This window comes from Chryseobacterium sp. SORGH_AS_0447 (genome assembly GCF_030818695.1).
GTDB lineage: Bacteria > Bacteroidota > Bacteroidia > Flavobacteriales > Weeksellaceae > Chryseobacterium.
Genome location: NZ_JAUTAR010000001.1, coordinates 372,772 through 393,454, shown reverse-complemented (window position 1 = coordinate 393,454; position 20,683 = coordinate 372,772). Strand labels below are relative to the sequence as shown.

Below are 20,683 nucleotides of genomic sequence, written 5' to 3'. Positions count from 1 at the left end.
TCAATATATTTTGGTGGTACATAAAAAATTCAGGGAATACCTTAAAAAAATAGCCCCATTGCTGATATTATAATTTTGCTTTTACCTGATTCCCGGATTTTCTTTTTTCGCGGGCCTTTCCGAATTTCTCATACAGCTTGTGAAGTTCGTCCAGTTCCGCTTCTGTCAGGTCTTCGATATCTACCATCCGGTTGCTGGCTTTTTCATGGGTTGTGATAAGTTCGTTCAGCTTAATCTGGATTGCTTTAGAATCTTTATTCTGTGCTTTCTGAATAAGAAAAACCATTAAAAAAGTAACGATGGTAGTCGTTGTATTGATGATGAGCTGCCAGATTTGGGAAAACCCAAACAGCGGGCCTATGGCAGCCCAGATAATGACAATGAGAACTGCGCCGATAAAAGCTTCGGCACTTCCCGCAAAGCACGATACCCGATTTGAAAACCTGTCAAAAAAATTCTTTTTCATATTCATAACGCTTCATTCTTCCATGACAAAACAGAATTGGCGGAAGTTTTTTGTGAATCAGTAAACCGAATTTCGTAATTAATAAATGAAAATTGTATGATTAGAATCAAGAAGGCATTGAACGCCGGATCTTGTGATTCTGCTCATAATTATTTACAGCAGTGGAAAGTAAATTTGTAAATACACTACAACGCAGAGAATATGAAGCCGAAACAGATTCCGGGAGTTCCCCTTCAGAAGAGAGGAGGATTCCATGATACTGAAAGTACCAGGAAATTTACATCCCTGGAAATAAATTCAAAATTTGATGTACTGAAAGAACGTTTTTTTTCCATTAATAAATGGAAGGACTACTGTGGAAAAGCATCGGCAGATTTTAAGCTTTTTGATGCTTCGGGAGAACCTATAGACCGAATTCCTAAAAAAGGAGATTTTATACGAATAGAGATTCCCGGCCCAGGAACTAAAGAAGGAAAGGGATACGATTGGGTGGAGATCGTCAATATCTCCCACAGAGACACAGGACGCAGCGAATCTTACCTGATCATGTGCCGGCCTTCAAAGGAACCGAATAAGCGGAGATCAAATATTGCCCATTTTTACAGCCCTGCAGCCACCTCAAACATCATGATCTCGAAAAAAGGCAATATCTTAAAAGCGGGCATCTACGGAAGAAACGAAAGACCGAATTTCAAGGTCGGCATTACAGATAAGATAAGAAATTTCTTCATCGGGATAGGCGGAATCTTCGGATTCAGCAAAATTCAATGGAAAATTCTGGCCGAAGGGCTGCTGGATTTTAAATAGGCATATTAATTTTTTTCAGACCATTTTACTTTTCTTTAACTCCTCTTCTTTGAGGAGTTTTTTTATTTAAAATCATCCTTGATTAAAAATTTAACCATAAAAATGTTTTATATGATAGGAGTCATAAAATAACCTGTTACATAGCTATACCTTTGAATACACACTATCACTAAATTTAATATTATGAAATCACTATTTGTACTGGCAGTACTTGCAGGAAGTCTTGTCGTCAGTTGCACCAAGCAGCAGCAGACCCAGCCTCAGCCCACCCATTCAGATAACATCAATACAGGAGACAGCATGGTTTCAGGAACAGCTCCCGTTACTCCTGATACCGGTGATGAAACATTGCCCATGGACAGTGCATCTTACGATGTCGATTCTATTAAAAACAGCAGATAATCCATTTTACATACATTTCCTTACACGTTTCCGTAATTGCGGGAGCGCAGGATGATGCTATCCTCATGCGGAATGGGATCTTCAGGAAATTCTTATCAGGTTTAATCATTAATCCATATTCATTTTTGTTATGGCAGACTCGCCATTGTTTAATCAGACCGGAATTCAGCTTACTTTAGCACTGATGCTAATCATCATCGTTGCCGGACTGGTTATCGTGGTCCTGAAATTTTTATCTATTTACTCCAATATTCTGAAGCAGAGGGAGTGGCTTGAAGCCGAAAAAAAACGGTGGAATCTTTCGCCGGAAGAACGCGCTGAGTACGAAAAACAACTAAGGGAAGCTGAGCAGGACCAGCCTGAAAACCAACTATCGGGAAACCTGCCGCCATCAGATACAAAAGGTGTGATCCGCAACATTAATTCCGTTGAGGAGTTCAGGATCTTCCCCACCAAAAGAAGAAATTCTTCATTCATCAAGTACATCTCTCCGGAGCTTACCCGGTTGATCCTGTGGTTTTTGGGGACGGCAATTGCATGGCTGGTGATCGGGACTACCTTCGGGCTATATGCAGGAATAAAATATGTTGTCCCCGACGTAGAGCATACGGGCTGGCTAAGCTTCGGAAGGCTTCGTCCTGCGCATACCAATGCCGTATTTTGGGGTTGGGCATCACTGGCGATGGTTGGCCTGTCATACTACGTCGTAACCCGGGTAAGCAATGTAGAGAACTATAACATCCGGCAGGGGTATATTTCTTTAATTTTAATCAATGCTGCGGTACTTGCCGGAACGATATCGCTGTTGGCAGGCGTGAATAATGGCGGTGGAGAATATCGCGAATACATCTGGCCAATCATGATTACCTTCGGGATCGGGATAGCTTTTTCCACACACAACCTATTCAGGCCGGTGGTGAAACGGATTGTAAAAGAAATTTATATATCGAACTGGTATGTGATTTCAGGATTTATGTTTATCATCATCGTGATTCTGGTCGGTTATATCCCGGTATGGCAAAACGGTGTCGGGGAAACCATTACCCAGGGATATTATATGCACCAGGCGATCGGAATGTGGTTTATGATGATCAATCTTGGGCTTATGTATTATTTTCTTCCCCAGCAGCTGAATAAGCCCATTTACTCTTACAGCCTTGGCGCACTGGCATTCTGGTCGCATACGTTCTTTTATACTTTAATCGGGACCCACCATTTCATATTCAGTGCCATCCCGTGGAGACTTCAGACAACAGCCATTATCGCCAGTGTCGGAATGCTGATTCCCGTTGCGGCAGGAACAACCAATTTTATTATGACCTTCAACGGAGCCTGGTACCAGCTTAAAACAAGCTATACGCTGCCTTTTTATTTTATGTCGATTATCTTTTACTTCACAGGATCATTACAGGGAACTGTGGAAGCATTCAGGTATACCAATCTGCTCTGGCATTTCACGGACTTTACGGTTTCCCATTCGCATTTAACGATGTACGGGATCATCACCTTTATGATCTGGGCATTCTCCTACACCCTGATCCCGAGGCTTACCGGAAAAGAACCTCCTAAATTGCTGGTGGGGATCCATTTCTGGCTGGCGCTGATCGGTCTGCTGATGTACGTGATTGCCTTAATGATCGGCGGTACCGAGACTGGTCTGATGTGGATGAAGAAAAAGCCTTTCATAGACGGAGTGATCAATATGTTCCCGTTTTGGCTCTGGAGGGCTATCGGAGGCACTTTCATGTGGATTTCCCATCTCATTTTTGCTTACAACTTCTACTGCATGGTCCGGAAGAAAGAAAGTGTACGGGTTCCAAAGACTCCCGCCGAAGTATTGGCTGCCAAAAGACAGTTTGGAAATACAGAGTTTAATTCTTAAAAATTTGAATGATGAGGCTATTAAATGATCACAGGATCCTTTTCGGGGCGGCACTTGGCCTTTTTCTTTTCCTTACGTTTTACATTGCCATTATTCCAGCCATGGAAAACCAGGCGATCAACCAGCCGTTGCCCAGGCAGGCCAAAGTCCTGACAAAAGAGGAGAGGGCCGGAAAAATGGTGTACATCGAAAACGGATGTGTAGCCTGCCATACCCAGCAGGTAAGAAATGTGGAAATGGATAATGTATTCGGGAAAAGACCGAGCATCCCGGCAGATTATGCGATAAACAGAAGAACGGACTTCTGGAGAAATACCGCCAATCTCATGGGTACGCAAAGGGCAGGGCCGGACCTGACGAGTGTAGGGGAACGGCAGCCGAGCGCAGAGTGGCACCTGATCCACCTCTTCAACCCGAGAGCAGCCATTGAAGCATCAATTATGCCTTCCTATGAATTTCTTTTTATCGAAAGGGATTATCTGCAGCCGGGAGATGTAGAAGTAAAGGTGCCTGAACGGTTTTTAAAGAACAAAAGAAAAAAAATAGTGGCTACTCCGAAGGCTTTGCAGCTGGTTGCGTACCTCAAATCTCTGAAGCAGACCGATTATACCGATAAATCGATTGTTCCGGAATTTCTGTACAAGCAGCCTAAAAAAGAAGAGGGCGGCGGAGGTTCCGGTGGCGGAAACCTGCCGGATGGCGGGGAATTGTTTACGGCCAACTGTGCATCGTGCCATCAGGCCAACGGGGAAGGGGTTCCCGGTGCATTCCCGCCGTTGAAAGGAAGCCCTGTCGTTACCGGCGGCGATCTTGAACTTTACGTAACGATCATTATGAAAGGGTACGACCCCCGTCCGGAATTTGCCACCATGCCTCCGGTAGGAACCAATGCGAACTTTACACCGGAAGACGTTACCGCAGTGATCAATCATGAAAGGACGAGCTGGGGCAATAACGCCAAAAAAGTGACACTGGAAGAAGTAAAAGTAATTATGGATAAAATAAAATAGATATGGAAAAATTAAAAAAAATACTGACTGCGGTTCTCATGCTTGCAGCAACATATATTTCAGCCTGCGACGCATGCAAGAGCCAGCAGCCTGAAATCACGAAAGACCTTACCCATGGTGTAGGTCCGGAAAGCGACTGGGACTGGTTTATCGTAGGAATTGTGATACTGATAACGCTGGTCGCCTTTTACTATACGGTGAAGTATCTCGTACAGCCGGGTGAGAAAAGTAAAGACCACATCAAGCATTCCTTTTTACAATGAAAATAAAAACGTATGACTAAAGACAGCAGTAAGGTTTTTCTTTTTGTAGATGAAGAGCCGGTGCCCATTGCAGAGCTGGACACTCCCATTGTTTTTGATCTGGATACCCGGAAACTGACGGACGGGGAACATCTTCTTACCATTGTAAGCCATTCGCCGACGGGAAGGGAAGGCATCCGCAAGATTTATTTTACGGTAGCCAACGGGCCCGCCATCCGGATTGAAGGATTAAAAAACAAAGATGTGGTGGACGGAACTTTATCCTTAATGATCAATGCATACGATAAAGGAAACCAGAAAAGCTTCCTCATTACCGGAAGTGAAACTCCGAAGACGATCCCTTTTTGGATATGGATTATCGTGATTCTTTTTGCAGGCTGGGCCCTGTATTACGAAATCACCAGTGCCAATGTCCAGTAAAGGATCCCAGAAATACGAAGAACTCAATAGAATTATAATCTAAAAACAGCTATTATGGTTATCAACGAAAATTATTTACTCTCCGCAGGCGCAGAGATTAGAGAGTACAGTGCGGGAACAATTATTTTCCACGAGGGGAACTCGCCTTTATATTTCTATCAGATTATAGAAGGCCAGATCAAACTAAATAATTTTACGGAAGACGGCAAAGAATTTATACAAAGCATCAAGTCCGAAGGGCAGTGTTTTGGCGAAGCCTTGTTATTTCTTGAGAAACCATACCCGATGAGTGCAACGGCTTTAACCCATTGTACCGTGATGCGTTTGTGCAAGGAAAATTTTTTCAGCATGCTGGATATCTATCCGAAACTTTACAGGAATGTATGTCTTTCCATGTCCGATCTTCTGTATTATCAGTATGTCATGCTTCAGAAAAATTCTTCGCAGAATCCTGCAGACCGGCTTATCGGGGTCATGAGCTACCTCAAGTACAATCAGAAGAAGCAGGAACCGTTTTCTTTTAAAGTACCGCTTACGAGGCAGCAGCTGGCCAATCTTACGGGCATCTGTGTGGAAACGGCCATACGGGCTATAAAACTGATGGAGAAAAACAATATTGTAATGATAAAAGACCGTAAAATTTTCTATTGATATGATGCATATCATAAAAGAGCGCTGATAAAGATGATAAATTAGCTTATCATTCTTTTACAGGTCATTCGATACAAGTAACACGGTTCCAGATATAAAATCAAACTTTTACGGAGGCAAATACAATCAGGCATCCGTAAGCAATCACCAAAATATTAATTAAAAAAAATTTAGTTATGAGCACTAAAAACTCAGGAAGACGAAATTCAGGAAACAGTTCCTCCAGTGAGAGGTCAACCTTTGAAGAAGTTTATCAGTTAGGGTACGACCACGGATTTAATGATGCATCCCAGGACGAGGATTATGATGACGATTTCTCAGATTATGAGGATTATTTTGAAGACGAATACGATGATGATGATTATAACGACGAGGACTACGATGATGAAGATTACGATGATGACGAAGATTATGACGACGAAGACTACGATGATGAAGATGAGGACGACGAAGATGGCAGAGGAAACAACGGCAATCAGCAGAGAGATGGCCAGGGAAGATTTACTTCCGGCGGAAATTCCGGAAGAGGTTCCCGTGGCGGCTCCGGATCGGGAGGATCCGGAAGAGGAAGAGGTTCCAATTCAGGTTCGGGCGGCAATGGCGGCAGATCGGGTTCCGGAAACGGCAATTCAAGAAGAGGATTTGCTGCAATGAGTAAAGAAGAACGTACGAGAATTGCCAGGATGGGCGGCGAGGCTTTCCACGGAGGCGGAAGGTCTTCGGGATCAGGCTCAGGCGGCGGGGGTTCCCGTGGCGGATCAGGCTCAGGCGGCTCCGGAAGAGGAAGAGGCTCTAACTCAGGTTCAGGCGGTAATGGCGGCGGCTCAGGTTCCGGAAACGGTACCTCAAGAAGGGGGTTTGCTTCCATGAGCAAAGAAGAACGTACAAGAATTGCCAGAATGGGAGGCCAGGCATCCCACGGAGGCGGAAGATCTTCAGGATCAGGATCAGGCTCAGGCGGCGGAGGTTCCCGCGGTGGATCAGGATCAGGGGGTTCCGGAAGAGGAAGAGGATCTAATTCAGGTTCAGGCGGTAATGGCGGCGGCTCAGGTTCCGGAAACGGTACCTCAAGAAGAGGATTTGCTTCCATGAGCAAGGCCGAACGTACAAGAATCGCCAGAATGGGCGGTCAGGCATCCCACGGAGGCGGAAGGTCTTCGGGATCAGGCTCAGGACGCGGTCGAAATTCATAGTTCATAGTTGATACTTTAGATTACCTCTTTTTTTTGTGTTCAAAAGAGGTAATCGCTTTTTAGCTGAAAAATTAATTCGCACAGGAAAAGGCATTTACAGGCGTACACATTGCCAAAAATCGGTTCTCCTGATGCGGAATACAAAGATTAATGTTGTAAAGCTATATTTCATATGGCTTTTTTCTTTTAATGATGAGTGAAAAGATTAAAATTTTTCCGTTCAGCCAGGCTGTTTATTATTTCATCACGGCGGTATGGCCTGTGGTGCATATCGAAAGCTTTATGAACGTAACCGGCCAGAAAACGGACATCTGGCTGGTAAAAACAGTAAGTGTTCTGCTTTTGCCGTACTGTCTTCTGCTTGTCTATCTAACCTTCAGCAATAAAAGAAATTTTATTATAGTCCTTGCAATGATGATATGCTGTATAGGGCTTCTTGTAATTGATGTCTATTATTATTTCAGCAGGGAAATCAGATGGGTCTATCTTATCGACGGAGCCCTTCAGCTGGTATTTTTTGTCTGTTGGATATACTACATCGTCCGTGCAAAAGAGAAATAGGATTCAGCTTTTTTCACTGAGATAATTGCTAATATGGAAAATAAGGCTTTCTTCGACAGGGATAAATTCATACTCCAGTGCAGAGACCACTTTATGATTCGAGATTCCCTGGAAAGAAGTTAAAAAAGCTATGTTAGGGCGGGTCAGCAACCGTAAGAAAGGAATCGAGCGGAAAGTCAGGATATTCAGTATACGGCCGACCGTTAAAAGAGGTTTCGAGAGCACAACGGGTTTTGTTTTTTGTACTCTTTCCGTAATAATGGCAGATAATTCTCTGTAAGTCTTGTTTTCGGAGCTGATGAGGTAACGCTCCCCGAATCTGTTTTCGTCCATCAGCCGGATGGCAATGGCGGCAACATCCCTTACATCGGCGCAGCCTGTGCCTCCTGAAAAGGTGTAAAATCCGTTCATGAAAGTACGGAGAAATTCTCCGCTGCTGTTCTTCCAGTTCCCGCTTCCGATGATCATCCCCGGATTGATAATTACCGTATTCATTCCCTTATGGAAAGCCTCGAATACAGCAGTATCAGCCTTACATTTCGAAGCGGCATAGACTGTCGCTTCTTTACCACTGATCATCGCTGAACTTTCATGGATCAGCCCGTCTTCTTTTTCTTTTGCAAAAACAATGGCCGAACTTACATACAGGAATTTATGTACCGCAGCTTCCAGGCAGCACTCCAGCATATTTTCTGTCCCGGCAACATTCACCTGTTCTGCTTTTTCCCGGTCGGCAGGATCATAGCTGACCTTTGCAGCACAGTGGTACACTTCGGAAATGCCTTGCAGCGCATGACCGATGCTGTTTTTATCATTCAGATCGGTATCTGTCCACTCAATCGCATTGAAAAGACCGTCCGGATTATCGGTATAATAGGCGAAAGATTTCCGCACGTCTTCCAGATCACTGGATTCCCTTTTGGCAGCACGTACTTTTTTCCCCTGTTTCAGAAGCTCCAAAACAATGACCCTGCCCAAAATTCCCGTTGCTCCCGTTACCAAAACCATTGTATAAAATTAAAGGATTTCCCTTCCGGACTATTTGGTATCAAGCCAGGCCGACATATATTCCCTGTTCATTCTCGAAATATTATCCAGGGAAATCTTCTTCGGGCATTCCACTTCGCAGGCTCCGATTACCGAACAGTTGCCAAAGCCTTCTTCATCCATGGCCTGCACCATGTTCAGTACCCTTCTTTTAGCTTCTACTTTACCTTGTGGGAGAAGAGCAAAATGGGAAACCTTGGCTCCTACAAAAAGCATGGCGGCACCATTCGGGCAGCAGGCTACACAGGCCCCGCAGCTGATGCAGGAAGAGGCATCCATGGCCTTATCGGCGTCTTCTTTGGGAACGGGAATGGCGTTGGCATCCAGGGTATTTCCTGAAGTATTTACCGAAATAAATCCTCCGGCCGCCATAATCCTGTCGAAAGCACTCCGGTCGGTAATCAGGTCTTTGATAACGGGGAAAGCGATGCTCCTCCATGGTTCGATAACAATGGTTTCTCCGTCGCTGAACATCCGCATATGAAGCTGGCAGGTGGTAATGCCTGTATCCGGCCCGTGTGCCCGCCCGTTGATGTATAAAGAACACATTCCGCAGATGCCTTCCCGGCAGTCATGGTCGAAGGCTATCGGTTCCTTGTCTTCCCGGATCAGCTGTTCGTTCAGAATATCCAGCATTTCCAGAAAAGAGGCATCGGTAGAAATATCCGAAACTTTATAGATTTCAAACCGGCCTTTGGTTTTTCTGTTTTTCTGTCTCCAGATTTTTAAAGTCAGGTTCAGGTTTTTTCGTGTATTCATACCCTATTTTGATTGGTTTATTTAAAAATACGCTTAAAAAAGCTGAAGGTTTTATGAGACGGCTCATATTGTATGACAAACTTTGTCTGTGGACGACGATATAAAACGAATGCTTTAGGGCAAGGAATTTGCTTTATGATCGTAATCATAATAGTACCGTTTTTTTACTTCTAATTTTATTATAAATATCCGTGACTGCACTGTCATGGTTATAACCTATAAAACCCTTATATATGCTGATATCAGAAGATCTTTTACGGGCTTATGGAGCCGAGAAGGAAACGCTTAAGCGTTCGCACATTATTTTCCGGGAAGGGGACAGTCCCAAATATTATTACCAGATCATCGAAGGAAGAATCAAGCTGAACCATTATAATGATGAGGGAAAAGAACTGATCCTGGCTATTCTGGATGCCGGGCTGAGCGTCTGTGAGCTTCTTTTGTTTATCGACAAAACCTATCCTGTAAATGCGGTTACCTTTGAAGAATGTACACTGATGAAGCTTCCGAAAGGTGATTTCTCAAAGCTGCTGGACGAGAATCCTCAGATTTCCCGTGACATCAATAAGTTTTTATCGGAAAGGCTGTATTACAAATACATCATGCTGGAAAACAATTCTTCATTGCGCCCGGTTACAAGAATCAAAGGAATGCTCGATTATCACAAAAGCTTCAGTGAAGACCAGGCTAAGTTTTCCTATGAAGTGCCTCTTACCCGTCAGCAGATCGCTTCTATTACTGCCTTGAGGGTAGAAACGGTAGTAAGAGCGGTGAAAAAGCTGGAAAAGGAAAATTATCTGAAAATCATCAACAGGAAGGTATACGTCTGAGTTTTTATACCACACTTCGATATTTCCGTCAAAAGTGGTCTTATAGTTGCAGATTTACAGGAACCAGACACTAAAAATAATTATTATTATGGAAACTAAAACAGCTACTAAAAAAGCACCGGCCAAAAAAACAACGGCATCTAAAACGACGACGGCAAAAGCTCCTGCTAAAACAGCAGCCAAAGCTTCTACTAAAACACCCGCTAAAAAAGGAGCAGCCAAAGAACTGAAAGATCTTTTTGAAGATTCTTTGAAGGATATTTATTGGGCAGAAAAAGCATTATTGAAAGCATTGCCGACAATGATGAAAAATGCAACGGATGAGAAATTGAAAAATGCAATCGACAATCATATTACGGAAACAGAAGGACAGATCGAAAGGCTGGAAGAATGTTTCAAAGCAATAGGCAAAAAAGCACAGGCTAAAAAATGCGATGCGATGCAGGGATTACTGGACGAAGGAAAAAGCATTATAGAAGAGACTGAGCCGGGAACGGTAAGAGATGCGGGAATTATCGCTGCAGCACAGAAAGTTGAGCATTATGAAATCGCAACCTACGGAACATTGGCTGCCTTTGCAAAAGTATTGCAGGAAGAAGATTGCCTGAAGCTTCTTTTGAGCACACTTGAAGAAGAAAAAAAATGCGATGAACTTTTAACGAAAGTTGCTGATACCAATTTGAACAGCAAAGCATTATAAAAGAACACAACCATTATAATGAAAGGAAACCTGATTAGGTTTCCTTTTTTTGTGTTATTCTCCGGCCGTTGCTCCTTCGAATGTATCGCTGTTAAAATCGATTTTACAGTTATCGGTCAGGATATGAATCTTGAGATTTTCCGCATAGATGGGAGAACCTTTTTTCACCGTTTGGGTATTGGTCTGCCCGATATGTCGTGCATTAATAATCCAGGCCATTCCGGATCCGTGGCAGGTCGCCTTACAGCCGTCCTCAATCAGCAAGGCAGTGTCTTCACCGAGCCCGATGCCCCAGCATTCCTGGTGCAGAATAACGGCATGAGCAAGCCTTCCGAATCTCGCACGGTGTATAAAATGGGTATCGATAATACAGTTTTCTATAAATCCCAGCCCCGTATCCAGTTCGATGTCATGTTCCAGCATCGCTTCGCCGTTTATTGCTTCCAGGATAACAATTTTGGGAATGCACATCGCTCCGGCACTGGTTCCGGCAATCATAAAGTTGTCCTCTTCAAGGTATTTTTTTTTCAGGAGATCGGTAAGCACAGATGGTCTCAGGCTTTTGCAGATTCTGTCCTGGTCGCCTCCTGTAAAGAACACTGTTTTGGCAGCTTCCAGTCTTTTAAGATGAAAATCCGAGTGCACCTGATCGTCGCGGATATCGAGAAAATCAAAATTGGTATACCCGATTTCTTTAAACGTTTTGGTATAGGTTTCCCGCATATCTTCCGGTTCGGAGCTTGCCGTGGTGATTACTTCAACGCGGTCGTCTTTCGATTTTGCCAGCAGCTTAAGGATTTCTTTGGGTGAGAAATTGTTGTTCTTTTCTTCCATTTCAGAATCGTTTTCTCCTTTGTCTTCTTTACCGCCTATGATCAGCAGCCGTCCTTTTGGTATCATCGTTTATACTTTTTAATTTGATTAATATTTTGTGTTCCTGTTTGTAAAATTTAAATTGTAATCGAACGGTGTTTCTTTAATGAGATCACCGCTAAGAAGGTTAAGTGTAGAACCGGCCGTCAGGATATGGCCTTTCAGGTTTTTAGGATAGACAGAGGTTCCTTTTCTGGGTCTTTTCTTTCTTACATTTTTGGCATTTACTACCATAATGGAACCATTTCCGATGCATCGTGCCTTATACCCTTTCTCGATCAGCAGTGCCATCCCTTCACTCAGTCCCAAGCCGAGGCATTCGCGGTGAGAGACTGTAGCTTTTACCAGGCTTTTGAACCGGTTGCCGTGTTTGAATTGGGTATCGATGATGCAATTATTGATAAATCCCAGCCCTGGATGGACTTTTTTATCGTTCATGATCAGTCCGGAAATCCACATGCCGCCTGCGCTGATGCCTACCATTGTGAACTCTTCTTCCAGCAGGTATTTTTTATAGAGAAGCTGGATGAGGGATGAGTTTTGCAGGGTTTCACAGAGGTCGGGATCATCATCGATGAGGAAAACAATCTTTGCGGCGAGAATTCTCGGATGATAATCTTCCTTTTTGTTTTTAAGGTGAATAAAGCCTAAATTAGTATATCCTTCCTGCTGCAGTGCTAAAGAATACTTTGCAGTGGTCTGTACTGCCGTATCCGGAGCAATTGTCATAATCTCGATACGGTCATTTTTTTGGCCGGACAATAAGCCGATAATTTCAGAAGCCGGGAACTGCGTTTTCGGAATCTCATGTTCCGCTTCATGAATCGGGTCTGTTTCATCGCCGCCAATGATAATCAATCTGCCTTTTGGAGTCATAAAAATAATAAGGGTAATTTATTCGTTATCGGTTTTTATATCGTTCGGGTGCTGTTTTGCAGAAGCCGTGTCGGAAACTTCATTTAGGGTGCGGATGGTATCCGAAGCTGGGTTGTTTACCGATTCCTTTTTGTTTTGCTGATCCGTATACTGCGTTTCGGATTTTGTGCATGCCGATAAAGTGTACAGCAGAAATGCTGATAATATGGTTTTTTTCATGATAAAATATGATTTGATAGCTTCAAACTTAATCATGAAAAAGCATAAGAATTTATGACGCCGGTCACAAGAATCCTGAAATAAAAAGCCCCTCGCAAAATGGAGGGGCCTAAGTGAGAATAAGTGCAAAAATTGAATAAGGATGTACTTCAAAGGTATAAAGCTTTAGTTCCTTATTTTATGATGGTTATCATAACATATTCCTGAATTTCTGTTATTTTTATCTATTAATTCCCTAAAATGTGGTATTTTTTATTGTAATAATAACTTAATATGGTTTATTATTTGCAGCATTTTTAAAAACAATTTGGCTAAATATTCATTTATTTAACATTTAAATTCAATATATGATAATTAGTGAAGATTTATTGTTGGCATATGGTGCAGAATATGAAATTTATGATGTAAATGAAACTATTTTTCATGAAGGAAATTTGCCCAAATTTTATTTTCAGATCGTCAGCGGAATTGTAGAACTGAACAATCACCATGAGGATGGCAAAGAATTCATTCAGAATATTTTGCATGAAGGACAGAGCCTCGGGGAATCTTTCTTATTTGATGACAGATATTATCCGACCAATGCTACGGCAAAAACGGCCTGCAGGATTTTAAAGCTTTCGAAAAATGATTTCCTGAATCTCCTGGAACAAAATTCGGAAGCCTGCTCAAAGATGTTCCGCTGCCTTGCAGACCGCCTGTATGATAAATACATCATGCTTTTCAACATTTCTTCTCCCGATCCTTCTTTTAAGATCAGAACAGTAATGGATTTCCTTAAAGGCGATACCGGCGGCAAATATTCTTTCCAGGTTCCGCTTACCAGACAGCAGCTGGCGAATTTAACGGGCCTGCGGGTAGAAACGGTTATCAGGACGATAAAAAAGATGCAGAATAACCATCAGCTGAAAATAGAAAACCGAAAAATTTATTATTAATGTTTATATATGTTTATCTCTACAGGTTTTGACACCGGCGGTCCCGGATCAACGGTAGCAAATGGAGCAACATTAGGAAACGCAAGTACCTGGGGTTGCTTCATTTTTATTTTCAGCCTTAATTCAACCGCTCAGAACAAATCTTCTTATGGTTAAATAATGATAAAAAAATAAGCTGCCCAAGGGCAGCTTATTTATATGATAAAGGGATCTCTTTTAGAAAGTATCTCTATAATTAAGATTTCCGGTAGCACCCTGCGGAAGGAAAACTACTTTTCTTTTGATGCTTTTTGCCTTTTCCAGTGCCTTAATGGCCTTTTGGCGCTCAATTTCCCTATTAAAATGCGAATTGATGTTTTCAGATTGTGCAGATGCTTTCATACGTAATATTTTTTTAGTGTGTGTTATCATCATCCAATCTAAAAGTGTACCGTTTTTTAGGAATATTCTGCAAATAATACCCGTCATAAAATATTTTGCTGAAAAATTATTTTATTTCCGCAAAAACATAGGGACAGTCATTAGTGGCATAATAGTTGGATACTGTACTGCAACTATTAAAAAATAAACACAATAAAGGGATCTAAAATATTTCCCGAAGCAATTCGGGAATATTTTTGATTTTTACTTCAGAAAAACACCAATCACTATAAATATTAATACTTTTGATTATCCTCGGTCTGCACTGGGGATTTTTTCATGTGCTTTAATTTGAATAACTTTACAGAAAATTACAGGATGGCTTATATAATAAAAACAGCTTCGGATGGCTTGATTTACCTTAAAGCGTCTTACGTCTTGAATGTGAAGAAGCCGAATTCACTGGAAGGGGCAAAAGTTTTGGGTCAGCCGCTGGTGATAAATGTCAATCATATTGTCTTTTTAAGTTTCAATGTCGAGGGCCATGTCACTTATTTTATGGCAAACGGCTTCGAAATCTCCATGAAAATACTGTATGAAGAGGCAGAAGAAGCTTTCAGCTGTGCTAAGGCAAATGTAGAAAAAGTAATACGGTAAATTATTTAAATAAAAAAGACGTTTCGAAGGAAACGTCTTTCTTTGTCTTATGATCTTGGCAAGCCTTTTTTCAGGGCAATCTCAGCCCTTTTGATGGCTACCTTCTCTTTCCAGTCCATATATTTCTTCCTGAAATTTTTCTTCATGATATCGTCGAACTTACGCTGAAACGTAAGATTCCACAAAGAATGTGCTTTTACCGCCCAGGATTTGTCCCATGCTCTTAAAGAAATGGAGAAGCTGCCGTCCAGGTATTTCATCCAGTGCCACCATCCGGTAGGCATAAACAGGGTATCGCCGTGCTCAAGGAAGCATTCAATACCTTCAACGCCATCCAGTGCCGGGAATTTTGTAAAATCCGGATTTTCGATATCGTAATCTTCGAGGGCATAGGTTGCATACGGAATCTGGTAAAGCCTTTCCCGCCATTTATAATCGAAAAGAAGAATGTGTTTTCTTCCGTTGAAATGGGTATGGAAGATATGCGCCATATCAATATCAAAGTGAAGGAAGGTTACGGAACCTTTTCCTCCGAAGAACATATTCGGGTATTTATCCAGGAATCCGCCCATCAGTTCTTTAGGCGAAAGATAATCTTCCAGCAGCTTCGGGGCAAATTTTATAGGATCGAACAGGAAAATCCTGAGATCTGTAGGTTCCCGCTGGATCAGGTCGATATAATCCCCAAACTTCATTTTTGCAGCGGAAGAATTGATGGGAGCAGCGGGATCTGCTTTCGAACTGTCATACAGCGGAACTTCTACATCACCTACAACCTCCTTCATATATTCCATGGTCCATTTCTGATAAGCAGGCCACTTTTTTGCCATGTTTTTAATCACAACAGGCTTTCTCGGCTTTAGATATTTTTCAATGAACTCCTCCTGTGTAATATCATCTACAATATCAATCGGCTTTAAATTGATTCCCATTTCTTAAAATTTAATGTTACAAAATTATTAAATTAAATAGATATGTTAAGAGGTTTAAGCTTTTTTTAATCTATCATTCAAATTATTTTTACCTATTTAGACTAAATAAAGAATTTGTTTTCACATAAAATTAATGATACCTATTGTGGGCTGGAAGTAGCTATTCCGTATTTTGGCGAAATGAAAAATGGAAAACTTTCAATTATACCATACCTAACCCTATAAATAGATTATTTTGGAAAATATTATTACTAAAAATTTTGTAGAAGCAGCTGAGAATCATTACAAAGAAGGTGTCCAACAAGAACCTGATAATGAAGTAGCAGAAGAATGTTTAAGGATGTGTTTAATTCTGGAAAGAAAAGATGCACCATATATTTTTTTTGAAGATCCAATCCTCGATTTGGTTAAAAATTATGTAGTGGATACTTTTGATATAGGTATGATAGGGTTTTTTAATTATGATAAATTGTTATCGGACGAAAATTTTATCGTATTTGGAACAGATGGATCAGGAGAACTTATTGCCATCCATAGAGAATCAAATAAAATACATATGATTGATGGCTATTTTGAAGAAATTTGTGTTTTGTGTAACTCTTCAGAGGATTTTTTAAATAATTTAATAAAAATTGGTCATGCAAATATTAAAAAAGTATCTAATGAAGAAAGAAGCCGCTTAGGAAAAGAGATTGCAGTAAATCCAACTTCTCTAGGATATTATTTAAATGCACTAGGCCTATGAATTAATTAAATTCTTAAGATAAAAAACACAACCCCATTGCATCGCAATGGGGTTGTGTTTATAAAAAAATTGATATATAAATATAATAAATTATCACTATGTTTATAGTGATAAAAAGAAGTCTTTAACTTTCTTCTTTTAATTCAATCTTTATAAGGGTGTAACAAAATACGGGAACCATTAACTAATTAGTCAAATAATAAATTATGAAAACGAAAATTTCTTTGTTTCTGATGATTTTTTTCTCTGTGATTGCTTTTGCACAGAAAACCGTTTCGGGAAAAATCACGGATGAAGACGGGGTGGGAATACCAAGTGCCAGCGTGACGGTGGAAGAGCCTGGAAAAGATGCCATCCTGGCTTATGGGATTACCAATGCGAAAGGAGAATATAAAGTGACCTTCACTTCAGCAGAATCCAATGTAGATCTTAAAGTGAAGGCTTTCAACCAGAAGTCGGTGACCCGGCAGATCAGCAACAGCGATCAGACCCTGAATTTTAAGATGGATTCGGAAGCCACAGAGATTAAAGAAGTAAAGCTTAAAACCAAAATGGTTACGGCGAGAGGCGATACCATCTCGTACGACCTTAAAGCTTTCGACAGCAAAAGCGACAGAACCTTGGCGGACGTTTTGAAAAAAATGCCGGGAATTGAAGTGAATACAGACGGAACCATCCTTTACCAGGGAAATGCCATCAATAAATTTTACGTCAACGGAAAAGACCTTATGGAAGGCGGATATGGAACGATCAACAATTCGCTTCCGAAAGATGCCGTACAGAAAGTAGAAGTACTGGAAAATCACCAGCCGGTAAAAATCCTTCAGGACAAAGTACCTTCCGACCAGGCAGCCATCAATATCAAGCTTAAAAATTCCGTAACCATGACGGGAAGGGGAGAAGTAGGAGTAGGAGCCAGCCCGCTGTTATGGAACGTTAAGCTTACCCCGATGTTTTTCGGGCAGAAAAGCCAATGGGTCGTAAATTATAAAGCCAATAATGTTGGGGAACAGGTAGAAAACGAAGGGAATATTTTATCGTTTGGAAACAGATATGAGGGAAGAAGGATCAACGCTACCCAAAACGACTGGCTGAATGTAGAAAATGCAAGCACTCCAAACCTTCCGGTAAAAAGATATTTAATGAACAATGTGCATTATTTATCGGCGAATTACCTTACCAATATTGATAAGAAAAAGGAATGGGAACTGAAAGCCAATGCTAATTATACCAATAATGCCGTGGAGAGAGAGTCTTACAGTGAACAGCAGTTTTTCGCAACAACAAATAATCCGGCTTACACAGTACTGCAAAATATTCATAATAACTTCTATACCGATAAGGCAAAAGGAGAACTGATTTTTACTAAAAATGCTAAAAAAGGTTTTTTTAAAAATACCACCAGCTTTTCCCAATACTGGAATGCCGACCGGGGAATTGTAGACAGAACATCCAACAGTAACGTTAATTCTCTAAAGCATGGTGAAGAAGCTTTGGAATCGCCCACAACATCTTTCCAAAACTCATTGAGTACCATTGTTCCGTGGAAAGAGAAGATGGTCAATATTTTGTCATACATCAGCTATCAGACCGATAGACAGTCTTTGGAGGTCTCACCGGCATCTTATCTGGAAATTCCGGGATTTCTTCCGACCTCTGCAAATTTCGTAAGTCAGAATTTAAGACTTAAAACATTTGAAGCGAATCATTCTGCAAATATTGGTTTTTCTACAAAAGGATGGACGTTTACCCCGGAAGTCGGATTTAATTTTAAATCAACGGATCTGGTTTCAGGTTTATCAAATATTATAACCAATCCTTTTACCAGTTCAGATGCCACACTCGCCTCAAAATACAACAATGATTTAAGTTATACCACGGCAACCCCTTATGGAAGCGTAGGGGTAAATTATAAAAGCGATTCCTGGATGTTATATGCCAATTTCCCTGTAAACTCTAATAATATTAAAGCAGAGGACCCTGCAAGATTGGTTTCAAAAGAAGTAAACAAAGTGACCTTTGAGCCAAGTGTTTTCGCTCAATATAATTTTGCTTCTTTTTGGAAAGCCTCGGTAAATGCCAATATCAATAATAATTTTGGAGAAATTAATACGGCATATTCAGGATTCTTAATGACTTCGCCAAATGGAATCACCGCAATGAATCCTAACAATCCGATTCCTCAAAATAATAATAAATCAGCAGGAACAAGAATAGAATATAGAAACCCGCTCAATAATTTATTCTTTAACATCAATTACAGATATTCGGATGCCAAAAGAAATCTGATATCAAATCCGACTATTATCGGTGGGTATACTGTTATGGAATATTTAGAAAAGGAAAATCATGTATTGAATAACGGATATAATTTGGAAGTAGGGAAATATTTCCCGAAATTCAAAACCAATGCTTCTGTTAACTATAGCAATAATACAGCGAAGTCTGATGCATTTTATAATGATGATTCATATACAAACAAAAACAACAGCCAGTCGTTTGGCCTGAAGTTCAACAATACTTATTTCAGCTGGATGAGTATTGACTATAACGCCAGCTTCTCGAGAACAAAACAAACAAGTACAGGCCAGGTAATTTCAAATGCGGCAAGAACAGGCTTTACCCATAACTTGGGCCTTTTCTTCTACCCTATTGAAAACCATACCATCGGATTCAACTGGGATCAGGTGAATACCAATGCGCAGAATCAAAAGTATCACAATGGATTCTATGATCTGTCCTATCAGTTTACCTGGTCTAAAAAGAAAATAGATTTTGAAGTGAAGTGGATGAATATTGCGAATAAGAGGGTATTTGAAACGTATGACATAAATCCTCAAAGTACTTCTTTTACCAGGATTCTGCTTCGCCCAAGCCAGGTCATGTTTACCGTAAAATTTAACTTTAAATAAAACAGCAAAAACCAATCTCACCGAGGTTGGTTTTTTTATGAGAATAATTTTTTAGCGGGATGCGCTTATTATTTCTATCTTGTTTTTAAAACTTCTGAAATGAGCTGAAAATTAGAAGGTAAACGGATAAAAAAAATAAAAAACAAAAAAACTGTAACAAAAACCGCAAACCGTAAACTAATAGATCAAACATTATTATTAAAATGAAAAAACTATTCTCAATATTCTTTATCGCACTTTTTGCATTTGTAAGTGCTCAGAATAATGATTCCAAAGAAACAGCCAACCGGTTTTTCTATGAGCTTACCTTTAAGCCGAAAAAAGATTCTGCGAAACTGGAAAAAGTAATCATGGCTTTGGATATCGTTAAAGACAAATCCATATACAGAGATTATACGGCCATCGGACAGGATTCTATCCTTAAAGTTCAGTTTGATGCCATGCAGAAAGCAGGAGTTTTCAAGGATTTATCCAAATCTTTTAAAATGCCTAAGTTTTCGGAAAAAATCGTGAAAACGTATCCTGATATGAAAATGCAGTATATCGAAAGAGTAGCAAACGGATTTACACCCATGAACCTCGGGTATACTGAAACTATAAAATTCGACTGGAAAATTTCCAACGATAAAGCAAAAATTGGAGCCTATAATGCTCAGAAAGCAACCACTGAATTCGGTGGAAGAACATGGACGGCATGGTTCAGTACCGATCTTCCATTTCAGGACGGGCCGTATAAATTTTCAGGACTTCCGGGGCTAATTGTAAAAATTGAAGATCAGGATAAAAACTACTCCTGGGTACTTCAGGGAAATAAGCAGGTTCCTAATTGGGAAGAGCTGACTTACATGGAAAAACTTTCCAACGTAGGAACTAAAGTAACGGAAATGCCACGTGAAAAATTCGAAAAGACATTCAATGATTTCAAAAAAGATCCATTTGCATCGGCAAGACCTATGATGACGCAGGAGATCATGTCCAGAACAATCCCGGGAATGGATGGCACCATCGGCGATATGATGAAGAAACAGGAAAAGATGTACAAAGATTTCTTTAATGCCAACAACAACCCGATCGAGATTTCTCAGCCTGCCCCTGAGAAAAAGAAAAAGTAACATTCATACTAACTAAATTATATAGGATCAACCCAAATGTTTTCATGCATTTGGGTTGATTTTTTTCA

The 20,683-nt window shown here is 40.8% G+C and carries 24 protein-coding genes; 16 read left to right on the top strand and 8 right to left on the bottom strand.

What is annotated here, in order from left to right; all coding sequences use genetic code 11:
* Window positions 1-67: 67 nt before the first annotated feature.
* Complete coding sequence (locus QE422_RS01865; RefSeq protein WP_307454716.1) at window positions 68-466, bottom strand: low affinity iron permease family protein; 399 nt, start codon at window positions 464-466, stop codon at window positions 68-70.
* Window positions 467-667: 201 nt separating this feature from the next.
* Between QE422_RS01865 and QE422_RS01860 the strand changes: the two genes are divergently transcribed.
* The 9 genes from QE422_RS01860 to QE422_RS01820 all read left to right on the top strand — a co-directional run bounded on the left by QE422_RS01860 (window position 668) and on the right by QE422_RS01820 (window position 7,655).
* Window positions 668-1,273: a hypothetical protein gene (locus tag QE422_RS01860; protein ID WP_307454713.1), complete on the top strand. Its 606-nt coding sequence runs from the start codon at window positions 668-670 to the stop codon at window positions 1,271-1,273.
* 183 nt (window positions 1,274-1,456) lie between these two features.
* A complete protein-coding gene (locus QE422_RS01855) occupies window positions 1,457-1,675 on the top strand; it encodes a hypothetical protein (RefSeq protein ID WP_307454712.1) in 219 nt (72 codons plus the stop codon).
* 130 nt (window positions 1,676-1,805) lie between these two features.
* A complete protein-coding gene (locus tag QE422_RS01850; RefSeq protein WP_307454710.1) occupies window positions 1,806-3,557 on the top strand; it encodes a cbb3-type cytochrome c oxidase subunit I in 1,752 nt (583 codons plus the stop codon).
* Window positions 3,558-3,565: 8 nt separating this feature from the next.
* A complete protein-coding gene (locus QE422_RS01845; RefSeq protein ID WP_307454708.1) occupies window positions 3,566-4,567 on the top strand; it encodes a cbb3-type cytochrome c oxidase subunit II in 1,002 nt (333 codons plus the stop codon).
* 2 nt (window positions 4,568-4,569) lie between these two features.
* Window positions 4,570-4,830, top strand: a complete 261-nt coding sequence (locus tag QE422_RS01840) for a hypothetical protein (RefSeq protein WP_307454707.1) — start codon at window positions 4,570-4,572, stop codon at window positions 4,828-4,830.
* 12 nt (window positions 4,831-4,842) lie between these two features.
* Window positions 4,843-5,250: a cytochrome C gene (locus tag QE422_RS01835; protein WP_307454705.1), complete on the top strand. Its 408-nt coding sequence runs from the start codon at window positions 4,843-4,845 to the stop codon at window positions 5,248-5,250.
* Between the two features lie 54 nt (window positions 5,251-5,304).
* Window positions 5,305-5,901: a Crp/Fnr family transcriptional regulator gene (locus QE422_RS01830; protein ID WP_307454704.1), complete on the top strand. Its 597-nt coding sequence runs from the start codon at window positions 5,305-5,307 to the stop codon at window positions 5,899-5,901.
* A gap of 176 nt (window positions 5,902-6,077) precedes the next feature.
* A complete protein-coding gene (locus QE422_RS01825; RefSeq protein WP_307454701.1) occupies window positions 6,078-7,094 on the top strand; it encodes a KGG domain-containing protein in 1,017 nt (338 codons plus the stop codon).
* A gap of 189 nt (window positions 7,095-7,283) precedes the next feature.
* Complete coding sequence (locus tag QE422_RS01820) at window positions 7,284-7,655, top strand: hypothetical protein (RefSeq protein WP_307454700.1); 372 nt, start codon at window positions 7,284-7,286, stop codon at window positions 7,653-7,655.
* A gap of 3 nt (window positions 7,656-7,658) precedes the next feature.
* On the opposite strand, the gene QE422_RS01815 is transcribed toward QE422_RS01820, so the two are convergent.
* Both QE422_RS01815 and QE422_RS01810 read right to left on the bottom strand, forming a co-directional pair.
* Window positions 7,659-8,663, bottom strand: coding sequence for an SDR family NAD(P)-dependent oxidoreductase (locus tag QE422_RS01815; RefSeq protein ID WP_307454698.1), 1,005 nt, complete (start codon window positions 8,661-8,663; stop codon window positions 7,659-7,661).
* Between the two features lie 30 nt (window positions 8,664-8,693).
* Window positions 8,694-9,461: a succinate dehydrogenase/fumarate reductase iron-sulfur subunit gene (locus QE422_RS01810; RefSeq protein WP_307454696.1), complete on the bottom strand. Its 768-nt coding sequence runs from the start codon at window positions 9,459-9,461 to the stop codon at window positions 8,694-8,696.
* A 233-nt stretch (window positions 9,462-9,694) separates the two neighbouring features.
* Here QE422_RS01810 and QE422_RS01805 point away from each other — a divergent pair, with 233 nt between their 5' ends.
* Entirely contained in the window at window positions 9,695-10,291 is a 597-nt protein-coding gene (locus tag QE422_RS01805) for a Crp/Fnr family transcriptional regulator (RefSeq protein ID WP_307454694.1), read from the top strand.
* An 88-nt stretch (window positions 10,292-10,379) separates the two neighbouring features.
* Window positions 10,380-10,991 carry a ferritin-like domain-containing protein gene (locus QE422_RS01800; protein WP_307454693.1) on the top strand — a complete coding sequence of 204 codons (612 nt, stop codon included), beginning with the start codon at window positions 10,380-10,382 and terminating at the stop codon, window positions 10,989-10,991.
* Window positions 10,992-11,045: 54 nt separating this feature from the next.
* On the opposite strand, the gene QE422_RS01795 is transcribed toward QE422_RS01800, so the two are convergent.
* Genes QE422_RS01795 through QE422_RS01785 form a run of 3 tightly spaced genes read right to left on the bottom strand, consistent with a single transcriptional unit; the run spans window position 11,046 to window position 12,959 of the window.
* Window positions 11,046-11,891 carry a cyanophycinase gene (locus QE422_RS01795; RefSeq protein WP_307454691.1) on the bottom strand — a complete coding sequence of 282 codons (846 nt, stop codon included), beginning with the start codon at window positions 11,889-11,891 and terminating at the stop codon, window positions 11,046-11,048.
* Window positions 11,892-11,912: 21 nt separating this feature from the next.
* The gene (locus tag QE422_RS01790; RefSeq protein ID WP_307454690.1) at window positions 11,913-12,740 is read right to left on the bottom strand and encodes a Type 1 glutamine amidotransferase-like domain-containing protein; all 828 of its coding nucleotides are present in this window, start codon (window positions 12,738-12,740) and stop codon (window positions 11,913-11,915) included.
* A gap of 18 nt (window positions 12,741-12,758) precedes the next feature.
* Complete coding sequence (locus QE422_RS01785; RefSeq protein ID WP_307454688.1) at window positions 12,759-12,959, bottom strand: hypothetical protein; 201 nt, start codon at window positions 12,957-12,959, stop codon at window positions 12,759-12,761.
* A gap of 347 nt (window positions 12,960-13,306) precedes the next feature.
* On the opposite strand from QE422_RS01785, the gene QE422_RS01780 reads away from it, so the two are divergent.
* Window positions 13,307-13,897 carry a Crp/Fnr family transcriptional regulator gene (locus QE422_RS01780; RefSeq protein WP_307454687.1) on the top strand — a complete coding sequence of 197 codons (591 nt, stop codon included), beginning with the start codon at window positions 13,307-13,309 and terminating at the stop codon, window positions 13,895-13,897.
* 216 nt (window positions 13,898-14,113) lie between these two features.
* Here the strand turns inward: QE422_RS01780 and QE422_RS01775 are convergent, their stop codons facing one another.
* On the bottom strand, window positions 14,114-14,278 hold the full coding sequence (locus tag QE422_RS01775) for a hypothetical protein (protein WP_307454685.1): 165 nt from the start codon (window positions 14,276-14,278) through the stop codon (window positions 14,114-14,116).
* Between the two features lie 357 nt (window positions 14,279-14,635).
* Between QE422_RS01775 and QE422_RS01770 the strand changes: the two genes are divergently transcribed.
* The gene (locus QE422_RS01770; protein ID WP_307454683.1) at window positions 14,636-14,914 is read left to right on the top strand and encodes a hypothetical protein; all 279 of its coding nucleotides are present in this window, start codon (window positions 14,636-14,638) and stop codon (window positions 14,912-14,914) included.
* 47 nt (window positions 14,915-14,961) lie between these two features.
* Here the strand turns inward: QE422_RS01770 and QE422_RS01765 are convergent, their stop codons facing one another.
* The gene (locus QE422_RS01765; protein WP_307454682.1) at window positions 14,962-15,846 is read right to left on the bottom strand and encodes a cupin-like domain-containing protein; all 885 of its coding nucleotides are present in this window, start codon (window positions 15,844-15,846) and stop codon (window positions 14,962-14,964) included.
* 235 nt (window positions 15,847-16,081) lie between these two features.
* Between QE422_RS01765 and QE422_RS01760 the strand changes: the two genes are divergently transcribed.
* The 3 genes from QE422_RS01760 to QE422_RS01750 all read left to right on the top strand — a co-directional run bounded on the left by QE422_RS01760 (window position 16,082) and on the right by QE422_RS01750 (window position 20,615).
* Complete coding sequence (locus QE422_RS01760; protein ID WP_307454680.1) at window positions 16,082-16,591, top strand: hypothetical protein; 510 nt, start codon at window positions 16,082-16,084, stop codon at window positions 16,589-16,591.
* A 206-nt stretch (window positions 16,592-16,797) separates the two neighbouring features.
* The gene (locus tag QE422_RS01755; RefSeq protein ID WP_307454678.1) at window positions 16,798-19,503 is read left to right on the top strand and encodes a carboxypeptidase regulatory-like domain-containing protein; all 2,706 of its coding nucleotides are present in this window, start codon (window positions 16,798-16,800) and stop codon (window positions 19,501-19,503) included.
* Window positions 19,504-19,706: 203 nt separating this feature from the next.
* Window positions 19,707-20,615: a GLPGLI family protein gene (locus tag QE422_RS01750; RefSeq protein WP_307454676.1), complete on the top strand. Its 909-nt coding sequence runs from the start codon at window positions 19,707-19,709 to the stop codon at window positions 20,613-20,615.
* Window positions 20,616-20,683 lie beyond the last annotated feature (68 nt).